Source organism: Cysteiniphilum sp. (assembly GCF_057495195.1).
In genome coordinates, this window is sequence record NZ_JBXTEF010000079.1 from 23,783 (window position 1) to 35,452 (window position 11,670).

Annotated in this window: 16 protein-coding genes; all 16 read right to left on the bottom strand. The window is 38.6% G+C overall.

Annotation, left to right across the window (positions count from 1 at the left end; genetic code table 11):
- Positions 1–3 precede the first annotated feature (3 nt).
- The 16 genes from ACY10D_RS07350 to ACY10D_RS07425 all read right to left on the bottom strand — a co-directional run bounded on the left by ACY10D_RS07350 (position 4) and on the right by ACY10D_RS07425 (position 11,537).
- A complete protein-coding gene (locus ACY10D_RS07350) occupies positions 4–510 on the bottom strand; it encodes a hypothetical protein (protein WP_487000105.1) in 507 nt (168 codons plus the stop codon).
- Entirely contained in the window at positions 497–3,301 is a 2,805-nt protein-coding gene (locus ACY10D_RS07355; protein ID WP_487000106.1) for a TraG/VirB4 family ATPase, read from the bottom strand. Before ACY10D_RS07355 ends, ACY10D_RS07350 begins: the two co-directional genes overlap by 14 nt.
- Before the next feature lie 2 nt (positions 3,302–3,303).
- Positions 3,304–4,065: a hypothetical protein gene (locus tag ACY10D_RS07360; RefSeq protein ID WP_487000107.1), complete on the bottom strand. Its 762-nt coding sequence runs from the start codon at positions 4,063–4,065 to the stop codon at positions 3,304–3,306.
- Position 4,066: 1 nt separating this feature from the next.
- The gene (locus ACY10D_RS07365) at positions 4,067–4,591 is read right to left on the bottom strand and encodes a TraV family lipoprotein (protein WP_487000108.1); all 525 of its coding nucleotides are present in this window, start codon (positions 4,589–4,591) and stop codon (positions 4,067–4,069) included.
- Positions 4,588–4,947, bottom strand: a complete 360-nt coding sequence (locus ACY10D_RS07370; protein ID WP_487000109.1) for a hypothetical protein — start codon at positions 4,945–4,947, stop codon at positions 4,588–4,590. Before ACY10D_RS07370 ends, ACY10D_RS07365 begins: the two co-directional genes overlap by 4 nt.
- Complete coding sequence (locus ACY10D_RS07375) at positions 4,944–6,527, bottom strand: TraB/TrbI/VirB10 family type IV secretion system protein (protein WP_487000110.1); 1,584 nt, start codon at positions 6,525–6,527, stop codon at positions 4,944–4,946. The genes ACY10D_RS07370 and ACY10D_RS07375 overlap by 4 nt, the downstream gene beginning before the upstream one ends.
- Positions 6,528–6,529: 2 nt before the next feature.
- Positions 6,530–7,666: a hypothetical protein gene (locus tag ACY10D_RS07380; protein ID WP_487000111.1), complete on the bottom strand. Its 1,137-nt coding sequence runs from the start codon at positions 7,664–7,666 to the stop codon at positions 6,530–6,532.
- Positions 7,650–8,204, bottom strand: coding sequence for a TraE/TraK family type IV conjugative transfer system protein (locus ACY10D_RS07385; RefSeq protein ID WP_487000112.1), 555 nt, complete (start codon positions 8,202–8,204; stop codon positions 7,650–7,652). The genes ACY10D_RS07380 and ACY10D_RS07385 overlap by 17 nt, the downstream gene beginning before the upstream one ends.
- A gap of 40 nt (positions 8,205–8,244) precedes the next feature.
- Positions 8,245–8,553, bottom strand: coding sequence for a hypothetical protein (locus ACY10D_RS07390; protein ID WP_487000113.1), 309 nt, complete (start codon positions 8,551–8,553; stop codon positions 8,245–8,247).
- Positions 8,553–8,918: a hypothetical protein gene (locus ACY10D_RS07395; protein WP_487000114.1), complete on the bottom strand. Its 366-nt coding sequence runs from the start codon at positions 8,916–8,918 to the stop codon at positions 8,553–8,555. The genes ACY10D_RS07390 and ACY10D_RS07395 overlap by 1 nt, the downstream gene beginning before the upstream one ends.
- A gap of 49 nt (positions 8,919–8,967) precedes the next feature.
- The gene (locus tag ACY10D_RS07400; RefSeq protein ID WP_487000115.1) at positions 8,968–9,264 is read right to left on the bottom strand and encodes a hypothetical protein; all 297 of its coding nucleotides are present in this window, start codon (positions 9,262–9,264) and stop codon (positions 8,968–8,970) included.
- A gap of 15 nt (positions 9,265–9,279) precedes the next feature.
- Positions 9,280–9,678: a DUF669 domain-containing protein gene (locus ACY10D_RS07405; protein WP_487000116.1), complete on the bottom strand. Its 399-nt coding sequence runs from the start codon at positions 9,676–9,678 to the stop codon at positions 9,280–9,282.
- Between the two features lie 31 nt (positions 9,679–9,709).
- Positions 9,710–9,994: a hypothetical protein gene (locus ACY10D_RS07410; protein ID WP_487000117.1), complete on the bottom strand. Its 285-nt coding sequence runs from the start codon at positions 9,992–9,994 to the stop codon at positions 9,710–9,712.
- Between the two features lie 13 nt (positions 9,995–10,007).
- The gene (locus ACY10D_RS07415; RefSeq protein ID WP_487000118.1) at positions 10,008–10,250 is read right to left on the bottom strand and encodes a hypothetical protein; all 243 of its coding nucleotides are present in this window, start codon (positions 10,248–10,250) and stop codon (positions 10,008–10,010) included.
- 99 nt (positions 10,251–10,349) lie between these two features.
- Positions 10,350–11,186 carry a hypothetical protein gene (locus ACY10D_RS07420; protein WP_487000119.1) on the bottom strand — a complete coding sequence of 279 codons (837 nt, stop codon included), beginning with the start codon at positions 11,184–11,186 and terminating at the stop codon, positions 10,350–10,352.
- A gap of 27 nt (positions 11,187–11,213) precedes the next feature.
- Positions 11,214–11,537, bottom strand: coding sequence for a hypothetical protein (locus ACY10D_RS07425; protein WP_487000120.1), 324 nt, complete (start codon positions 11,535–11,537; stop codon positions 11,214–11,216).
- Positions 11,538–11,670 lie beyond the last annotated feature (133 nt).

Genomic DNA, 11,670 nt, shown 5'->3' on the forward strand with positions numbered 1-11,670 from the left:
GCCCTATGGTTTTAAAAAGTCTAAGACTTTGGCTGCTTGATTTGCTTTATCTGCTTTATCTGCCTTACCTTCGATGCCATCTGTTTGATTCGGTGCTGAATCCATACCACCTAAAACAAGATTCCGTGGTGGCTCAATATTGGGCACATCAACAGGCAAGCCAAGCTTAACTAACACTGCATTGGTGATATCTTCAGCGCCTGAGATAACCGCAGGGGCAACAAAAATAATGCTGTTATTGCCTGCAACAGCTAAAATTGTGGACTTTAAATTTTCAGAGGCTTTGTTGACCTTATCTATCCATTGCTTAGATTCGTTTTCAGTCAGCTTTGACGCGCGCATCGATAACATCATCTCTGCCGTGTGAATGCGTCCTAAATCAACGGTTTTAATACTAGGCAAACTATTGTGATTGCCGCCAAATAAAAAGTAAGCCGTAATGAGTGACACAATAATGCTGATAAAGGCAGTAATGACGTGGTGGTTTAATTGATTTTTATTCGACAACATTTTCTACCCCTTGAATCTTTTGCGCTTGCTGCTTATCTTGAGCCAATCGTGCCTGATAAAAAGCACGTCTATTTTGTTGATTGGTATAAATGACCTTATCCAGTTTGGAGCTTGCCCATAAGTCTAAATCAATGGCACTGTTTGCCATCTCAATAATGGCTTCCTCTCTTGATTTGCCTTTATTGATTTTGGCTTGTATCTCATCTCTTACCGTCCCTGTTGAGCTATAAATATAAGCAGTCACTGGGTCAACAATAAAACGATATAGCCCCTCAGTGTTTAATGAGCGATTAATACAAAAGAACTCAGAATAATCATGTGTTTTTGTAATGGACTTAATCCACGTTAAGTGGTGTTTTTCTAAAGGAATAATGCCTGCATCTGCGGCTTTTTCGACATTTTTTACATTGCTTTTTAAGGCATAAATGCTATTGCAGTTTTGAGCAAATGCAAGCCCTGCTGAATTGCGCTCCATATCGGTAAATGATTGTGTCGCAATCCCAATGCCCGCATTGTATTTACGAAAACGCCTTGATGCAGATTCCATGAAAGCAGAGGTGTTCTCAGAGCGCAAAGAGTCCCAAGCCTCATCAATGATGAGTGTTGTTTTTTTCCGTTTGGTTTCCTCTTTGTTCTGCTTCCAACCCAAATAAACATCATGTGATATGCGAGAAATAATAAAGTTCATGACAACCGTTTGCAGCGTCTGGTCAAACTTTAACTCTTCAAGCTCAAGCACGATATAGTTATTATCAAAGTTTAAATTACACTTACCAACAAACCACTTGGAGTACATACCATAAGCCCACTCGCGCAGATACTCAATCATGTCACCAATACGTCTGTCTTTGTGGTAGCGCTCCTCAATTTTTCCGTCAAAGGCTTGTACAAACCAATCATAAATATCTCTTACCGACATATTGCAACCTAGCTTATGCCAGACATCATCTACAGCGCGTGATAGCACCTTGATCTCATAATTATAAGCCTGCTCAAAACTCTCACCTGATTTGCCCGTTGCAAAGCACATCGATGCAAAGAGGCTCACCATCATTTGCTTACTTTCTAAAAAATCTTTTTCTTCGTAAATCTCACTACAAAAATTAAGGCAAAGGTTAGCTGACTTTTCAAATACAATGTTTTTTCCGCCCATTAAATCGCATGTCTGAAAATACGATAAGCCAATATCGATAATAAATACCTTGCCCCCTGTTGAGCGGGCAGACTTGGCTATTTCGTTGATTAAAAAGGATTTACCTGAGCCAGAGGGTGCTGCCACAATGAAGTTATAATTTTCAACCGAGTCAAAGGTATCTAATAAGGCTAGCTCACCTTTGCGACAAAGTGCTAATAGCCCACCTTCTAAAGGATGTCTGCCACGCCAGTCGCCCTGAACATGAAACAGTGAAGCCGCATTGTAAATATTGCAAGTCGTCCCCCTGCACAATCCTTTTTCAGTGCCATCCATATCGCCATGATAAAATCCGGCATGAGACACTAACCACATCGGCATGCGGATGTCTTTTTCAGGATACAGTCTTAATGATGATTCTTTATAAAGGTTTTCAGCCTTGGCTGTGGCTAGCGCCAATGATTTACGATCTTCATGATAAAGGACAATGCCTGAGAATACTTTAGCAACACCTAATTGCTTGGTGTTGACCTGTTCATCTAAGGCTCTAACGCTATCTCTGATCTCATTTTGATCTTTAGATAGATAGGTCAGCCACTTGCCCTCAATCCAAGAACCACCCTCAAGTCCTGCTAATACTTTACCCTTTATGCTACCTGAAACTTTTTCCTGATTGACTTTTTCAACAATCGTGAATGCTACAAAATTTCCAGGCAAATATTCATTCGCACGATACGTTCTGCCTGTGGCATCACCTGTGTTTGCCATATCATACGGCTCACCTTTGCGCCCATAATCAATCACCGACAACACCTTGCCATAACACTTTTTGTTGGTGTTCTTGTTATGAAACTGGATACTGCCATCATCTAATGCAGCAATATCAACTTCTTTACGTGCCAACTGATTATTTAAAGCGCTATGGTCATATTCTCTTGTGTTAATCTCAGTTTGTGAAACCACAGGGTTTAAACACTCATCAAGCTTTCTAACTACATCAAGTCCTTTTAAGCGTAGTACGCCTATATGTGCTGTTGTTGATAGTGTTTCAATCGCTGTATTTGCCTGATCAATGATATCTTTAAATTGCGTCATGCTCTGTTGGGTAAACTTTCCCTTGGGCGTTTGCAGCTTCACTGCCAAATAGTAACGAATCGTGCGCGGTTTAAACCCACCTACTTTGAGGGGGTTGATCTCACCATTGGCATAAGACAACATAAACTTAGTGCGATAATTGGCAAGCTTGCGATACATTGGCTCATGCGATTTTTTCTGTGAAAAGCAGTAAGAGGACAAATAAAGGGAAACATCATTTGTTGCCTGCTGAAATGAGTAAATAATGGTGCCATCTGGAATGTCATGTGAGCGCAATAACTGGGCGATAGCGTCAGCCGTATCTACACCCGCACGAATGATCGGGCTGACTTCATACATCATCAAATAAGAGCCAAAACGCTCGGCATCATCATCAATCCAAACACCATCCTCGTCAAAGTCTCTGTAAGGAAGAAAAGGCGCTAAAGAATAACGTTCATATAACTTGGTGAAAGCGGATTGCGTTAAACTCTCTGGCTGTTCTTCTGGCGAAATAATATCTAATAGCTTTTCGCCCACTGGCTTCATTGGCTCCAGTGCCTTGCTAAATAACTTTTTAAACATACCTACGCCCCGCCTTGTTCTTTATCTTTTTTATCTTTTTTATCTTTTCTACCGCTTTTGCTACTTTTGCTACTTTTGCTACTTTTGATTATTTTGCTGTCACTAATAGTGCTAACGCCAACATCGCCAGTTTGAAACAAACCACTGAAATTAAAATCAATGACGCTATAAAAAAGTCTTGCTGCTAACGTGTAATTGCTATGCGCTAACAAGTAGCCTGATAAGCCCATATCACGGTATTTTTGTGCCTTTCTATCAACAAAAGACTTAAACAAAAAGCGTTTGAATCGATTGGGGTAAACAAGCGCAATATAGCGTAGCGTCAATTGCTGTAGGTGATATTCAAAGCGTGTCGCTAAATGAATCTGATAAACATTTGTCTGCAAATCCTCTGGCAAAGAGGATAAATAATGATTGAAGTAAGGGAACACCTCCCTTGCCTTGTCAAGCAACTCAGAATCGACTAATTTTAAACGTGACTCAATGCCACTTAATGCATATAAAGCATAAGCAAAGCCATAGCCAACCAATAGGCTGAACACCTTATCCATGCCAATATAAGCTAACATGCCAAAACTGCATGCGAGGATACATAATGGGTAAAAGTATAAATTAATTCGTTGTTTAGCTAATCTACGCAGTAGCTTGTTGTGCAGCTTAATGGTTTTTTGTCGCGCTTTTTTATCTTTTTTACCTTTATTATCTTTTTTATCCAGTGTAAATACATGATGAACAAAGAAAGGCGTATGATAATCTAATGACATCTTAAGCTCCTAATACCGCAGGCGTGAACACCTCATTGTCACCACCAGAATGATAAGACACCGGTACGTCCCAACCGCCCTCTTTTGCTTTCCAAAAAACACTATGCGCATTGACCAAATCCTGTGTGTCTTGATTGACATAAGGCGCAATCCACGTCTTTAAAATCACTGCTTGATGATAAACATATTGACCTTTTTTATCATCAAGGGACGCTTTAAAGTACAAAGGACTTGCTCCGCCTTTATCGCCATATTGATTGACTGGCTGACTGCCTTCACGATTTTGTGCATTTGCCGATGTTGAGCTGCTATGATCAAATACCGAAAAACCATCACCATTTGAATTGCTTGACGCGTTATAGCTGTCTTGAATAGATGAGCAAGCACCTAAACCTTTTTGTGTATCACTTAATGGACAGCGATCCACTGAAGCACAGCCTGATAACAGTAAACCTGATAGTGTCATTGCGGATAATACGATTTTTTTATGATTTGTTTTAAAATGCTGAATTGCTGTTATATTCATGCTTCACCCTTAACTGCTTGAGCATTATTGCCGATAAGTTTTCCTGTCTTTAAATCCATCACCGCACCAATCACAAGATATCGCCTATCTTTAGTGATCAATAAATGCTTATCGTTTGCCGTGGTTAGGCGATATAAATGATTTAATGATAAGTTGGTGTCAGTAATGGCAGTAATCGCTGTACTTGGAATCGCTTGCTGAAAATAAGCTATATCAACCATTGGTTCTGCTTTGGCTGTATCTGTTTTATTAGCTTGGGTTTTACTTTGGCTTAACTTCTGGTTAGTTATAAATAAGCTTAAAAGCAAAATAAAAACAGTAACTACTGCCAGCGCGATAATCTCAGATTTTCTCATAAGCTCTCTCCAAAATGCTTTGCTGCATTGCCTGTTTGCTCTAAGGCGTGATTGACGGCTTGTGATAGCTCTTCTGGTGCTTTAGAAACACTATTGGCTAATGCGTTATTACCCTGATTTCCAATGAGACCGTGAGCGTTGTTGATCGTTGAATTTGATGAAGTTGGCACTGTCGTTGGTTTTACCTCAACATCTTGTGGCTTGGCAATCTCAACAGGTGCTGTCATTTTAATCTTGGTATCTTGGCGATTAACCCAGTGCAACGGTTTGGTTTGACTGATAATGATGGTTGCAATTCTACCTGTATTGATCGTGATGTATGGTTGCATACTGTTTAACTTATCAATAAAGAATTTAGATAATTGACCTAAGCCAGAAGCAGCAGCATTACCAATGCCAGAATCAACCGCAGCTTGCCCACTTAACACTGAGTAAGCCCCCTGTGCGCCATTGTACGTTGTCCCCTGAGAGCTTGCCGCAACACTGGCAATTCCTGAGAAAACACCCGCAATTGTCGCAAGCCATGCTTTATAGGCTTGGTTTTCATGAAGCTCACCCTTAATGCCGACTTTAGCATCACTATCCATGACCTGTGCGACTAAATTATCAGACACCATCATCACACCTTGCTTGCCAACACAACTGATTTGATGCAGCTTGATATAGACACGCTTTTCACTATAACCACCATAGCCTGCACCCATACCAGTGCAACCTTTTAGGTTATATCTAAAGCCATTAGGCATCACAAAATCAGATAGTATCTTAACAAATACTGGCTTAGGCTGACCTTGAGCTGAAACACCCGCAGGAAAATCACCACCATTAATCAAGGATACTTTAGCCCAAGAACCTAAAGGCAAAGCCCCTGCGTTGGGATTTTCTTTATATATAATATCGCTTTTAGCTTTTTTACTTTGAGGTGATTCATAGCCAATCATACCCTCATCAACGCGAGCAAAATCCACGCTGTTTGAGATTGTTTGATCTGGGTTTGCAATTGTCTTTGCACTGCCACCTTGGAGATTATCTTTGCCATAGTTATTATAGGCATTATTAAGTGATGGATTTTTAATATCACCCTGCTCACCTTTTTCATAACGTACGGTTGTTTTATCCTGTGATGTGTTTTGTGCCGCTTGCTCTTTTTTTTCTTGATCATCTTTAATCGATGCAATGCGCTTGTTAAGTCCATCAATGCGACCATCGAGATTTTTTAAAGTGCGTGTAATCTCGCCCAGTTTATCTGTTGTCGCTTTAGATGATTGCTGCTGTGCCTGCGCTAACGCATCAACTTGATGCTGTGCTTTGCCCATCCATTGTTGCTCAAGCGGAATATCAACCGTTGCATTGATCTTTTTAGGTTTAGGTGTTGTCACCTCTGGTTGGCTTTCATGAATCGCAATCACTACAATAATAAAAGCCGCAATGCCTGTGAAAAATATAATCTTCAAATGGCGATTACGTTTAGTCGCATTATCTAGACTTGATTTAATATCACCATCTTGATTTTTAAACATAAAACTAAGTAGCTTTGAGCGCTTTAAACGGGATTTGAAACTATCATTAAATTTAGGCATGACTAAACTCCCTCACCAGTAACAGGTGAAAATGCTTGCGTATCTTCATCATCAAAAGATTGCGATTTTTCTTTCTGCAATAGAATCATTAAGCCACCGCACTCACCTTGATGGGTGAACGTATCCTTGGTCAAGGTAATGGCGCTAATATGTGATTTAGACTGATAAAAATCTGAAGGCTGTAAATATAAAACGTCTGTTTTGGCGCATATCGTCCAAGTACGCATAACATATTGCGTACTGCTGTATTGATTATAGTTTGATAGTTCAAAACGATGATCTGGACTATAAGGGTGATCAATATGCTCATCAAGCACCCAGTATTCTTTACCTTTTTTATTTGGCACATTGCTGATAACGCCATGATCAGTAAATTGCAAAAACGCCTTAGTCATATTGATTTGTAGTTGGTCATATGTGCTTAATGTGCCATAGGTGTTTTTGGTTTCAGTCGCACCTGTGATATAGCTTGGAATGGTAATCACTTTGCCATCTTCAGAACTCAAATAAAAAGTTAATGATACTGGCGCGTGATCATTCTTGAATGACACCATGAACTGGACTTTTTGATAACTTAAAGCACTTCCTTTAACGCTAAAATTTAAAGTACGTTGATCATTTAGAATTTTAAAATTAATGTTACGCTGATTTGACGGCTGATAAATACTGGCAATAGCCACCGGAAAATACAGTGAATTAACTTGTGAGGATGAGATAATGTTTTTAGATAACGGATCATACGTGTAGCGATTATCGCGATCAAAGGCACCGTGGGTAATTTCAAAGCTTTGGCTGTCATTAAAGCTTACATCTGTTTTATATTGGTCGCCTTTTAATACCTGCTGCTCTGGCATTGTTTGATCGTTTCTGTTGCCTTTGTTATCTTTGCGATCTTCTTTATTTCCTTTGTCTCCTTTTTCTTGCTCAGTGACGCTATCTGTATGCCCTGATTTAACCTGCTCTGGAGTAATCGTCTTAACCGTCAAATAATCTGGTTTAGGGGCTGCAAAAGCACTTGATGATAGCGCAGATAAAATAGCCAACAATAAAGCAGAACGCTTGATTGTATTGCTTGATTTACTTAATTTACTTAATTTACTTGGGTTAAACAAAGTTAATGTGTTATTTCTGCGCTTCATAAGTCCACTCCCAACTATCTATATAAACTGCCATGCTGTTGATCTTGTAGGTAATATCAAGTGTCAACTTACCTTGTGATACTTGATGACCGGATGAGTAAGTAATGCGCTCACCTGTTAAATGCACCACATTACCTGTCACGCTTGGGGTGTTGGCAAAAAAGCTGTAACTGCCGCCTGCATTTTGTAGTTGCTTAACACGTTGTAAAAGCTTGGGTTGTTCCTGACCGTAAAGGCTTGGCGTTAAGCGCTTTAAAAACACATCCATCTGATAAGCAGCGTTCGACCCTGTGATGTTAAAAAATAACCATGCATCACCCAGTGCAATATCCATTAAATACTGTGGTGTAATCTCTTTGGTGGTTAACTCATAATTGCCACTTGAGAACTGCGGCACCATAACAACAGAATGCGAAGAAGATACGTGCATCAAGGTACATGATTGCAGTATCGCAAAAATAATAAGAACCCATATCCAACGCTTTTGGCGGATAAGGGCAGCCTTTTGTTTGTCGAGTTGACCAATGAACTTTGCCATTTTTAAACCTTTTGTTTTAGCTATCTATTAACCTGATAACTTAATTATCAAACCGTGTTTTATTGCTCTCTGGAAAACGTGACAGTGCATTTTTTCCTTTCCAAAAACCAAATCGCCAACGTAAATGTAATGTCGTTCCACGTGCTTTGTTTTTATGCGCTGTTTTTTTGATAATCACAAGGCAAGCAATAAATACGCCAAGACCTAATAGTGCCCAGAATCCTTTGAAACAAAGAACAACAATAAACCCAAGACACAATGACGCTCCAATTTCAGCAAGTGTGAATCCAGCAATACGCATTGGCTCGTCAAAGCCTTGATTAAAAACAAAGCGCGTCTGTTCTTCCATTATGCCAATGCCCACATTGCCAAATGTGAAACACCTAAACTAGCACCTGCGATTTTGGCATATACAGTTGGTCCTACCTGAATAGCAAGTGCAACAACTAAGCCTGAAGCCACGGCAATTGCCTTACCTTGTTGAATTGATATTGCTGTAACAATGCCAATCAAAAATGCGCCTAGCGCCATCAAAGTGCCCAAGCCACCACTTATCCAACTGGTAATTACTGAAACAGTTGACCCCCATGTTGAATCTGTTTTGGCATCATCTAATGACTGCGCCATTAAAACACCATAAGTTGCAACGATTGACCAAAACGCCACAGGTATTACCTTATAGGCTTTATCTAATAGACCTTTTAATGTATTCATTTTTTATTACCTCACACTTGATTTTTTATTGTTTTGTATTTTGATTTTTTCAACGTCTTTTAAAGTCATAAAAAGGGTAAAACTGGCACTCGGATAAATTGGCTAAAATCTCAATATTGCTTTTTGCGTTTAACCGCATGCGTAATGACTTTAAATAATGATTAATGCTTGATTTTGGGAGACCTGTTATATCAGAAATATCAGCACCTGAGCCTATCCCTCTTTTGAGATAACCAATGAGGCGTATATCAATGTCTTTGAGTTCAATCGCAGCACCTTGGTAAATGCAGACGTGATCACAAAAGCTATTAATTGAGGTGGTTAAAAACTCCTGATATTCCATCATCTTCACCCTTGCGTTTTATGCTTTAGCTTTAGCTGACAAAAAAGTTTCAATACGATAGTGATGTTTATAAGGTGAGTTTTTATCAGCATTGGCTTCTTTTACAACAACCGCCATGCCTGTTTGACCAATCAAAGCATCTAAATCAACTTCACCTGATTCAAACTCTTCTGTTAATCCAAGCGCATCACCTAACTCATAAAATTTCCAAATGGCGTTCTCGGTTAACACAAAATTATCAAAACACGTTTTAGTGACACCGTTTTCATCTTCTAACTCAAATCGCATCGCAATCATTGGGTTTTTACTGGTTTTAGACTCTGTTTGCTCATAAGAGGTAACTGAAAACATCACCTCTCCTTCTTTGAAGCTTTGGGGTCTCTCTCTTCTTCCGAGTAGTGACAGTACATTAGACATTTTGGTTTTCTCCTACGTTATTATTAAGCGTCTACGCTGATAGTTCACTCTTATAAATTTTTGATTTAATCGCGCTTGTGAATATAAAAAGCACCGTTAAAAAAATGACAACAACAAGAACGATCTCAGTGATCTTGTACCATTCTTTAGGTAATAAAGTTGACATTAACTTTAACTTCGCACCAACCTCTTTCATGCTTTCGCTGTTTGACAAAATGTTGATATAAACAAAACAATACATAAAGGCATTAATGGCAGCCGTAATGCCGATAATCTCGATTAAAATGATAAGAATTTTTGCAATATTTTTTTTCATCTTAGTTTTCCTTTTAATATTGTTTAACTTTACTTATGACGGTAACAATACCTTTGTCCTGTTTGCGAAACTTATCAGATAAGTTTTTAATGGTTTGTGATGGTTTATATTCATCTTTAACAACAATGAAACCCTTCTTATCGCTATCACTTTTATAATCTTTAAAACTGCTTGTTGTGATATTAATGCAATTGGTATACCTTCTACATTTTTCATGGGCTTGAAGCACCGCTTTTTTTGTATCTTCTTCTATCATTTTCTAACCTGTTTTGTTGTATAAATACTCAATTTTATAAACTCAAACCAAAAAGAACCCTACCCATCTGAAACGAGATTAGGTTGATTTTGCCTTCAATTACTTAGTTGTTAGTTTTGTCCCCTCAAAAACTGGTATTCCAACACCACTATTTTGCTGTGATAATCCGTCTAAAATTCCAATCGCCATTGCTCTTAATTCATCTGGGCTAAGTTTGCTTAAAACTTCTTTTTCAGTTGATGCCTTTACTGTGCAATTACCAGTGATGCATGAATTGTTATTTAAATCATTTTTAATCTGATTGAGTGAATCAGATATTGCCAGTAGCGTCGTCAAAATTGCTTGATTGATTGCTTGGTTTTGGGTGTCTTTTAATACCTCATATGAGAATGGTTTTTTTGATTTTAAAGAATCATTAAATGCATAAGTTATCGCTGAATTTCTTAACGCTTTTTTGAATTCTATACTTTCATCACTTTTGGCACTTGCATACATCATTAAATTAGCCATTCTTGCATAGTCGTCATATTGCTTTGATGTGAAGCTTGAACCTGTCTTTTGGGCTTGTTTTATTGAATCAACTAGGCTGTTATTATCAATATCTTTTAATCTTGATTGCGCATCATTTGCTAACTTTAAGTAATAATTACTAACCTCTTTTAGACCATCGTCAGATGCATTTTTGTCAGATATCGTTGCTAAATAATCATAGAATAAATTCTCATTATTGATATTGTCAGATTTATGCGTGAAATCATAACAATTTAACGCTTGATTAGCAGTTATATTACCATCAACCACAACCACTCTATGCTTGTTCGCAATATTGATTAGTTCATCTTGTGATGGATGAGAAACCTTCTCAGCATGCGCAGCAATAAAGCCGAATGTTAGTGCGACTGTAGCTGTTAGTTTAATTAGCGTTTTAATCTTCAATTTACCTCTCCTTTTAATAACGTTGGGCTATGACCACTGACGACTTAAAAAATTAAAATTATTCAAAGACTTTGACCTTATGTGTGACCAAAGTTCTTTAAGTTGAATACGCTCTTTTTCCTCTTTTTGAATTCGTGTCTTAGCTAGCATTTTTCCAACCTCACCACGTGCAATAACGACATCGGCACGTTCAGCCCATTTCTTCACTGTTGCCACTTTACAACCTGTCATTTCAGATATTGTTGCAAGTGTTAAGCCATTATTGGCAAAGTCTTTTAAAACTTCGTCATAAGGCTTGCTATGCTTGCGCTCTAGTATGCATTTGAAGCTGTCGCTGTATTGGTTTGCCATTGGTTACGCCTTTTTAGTCTTATTTTGTTGCTGCTTGAAAACGCCAACGCCTGAGTCACTGTAACCGAAACATACCGCTCTATCTTTACGCATATACTCGCCAATTAACCCGTAAAGGTCGCGTTTCTTGGTT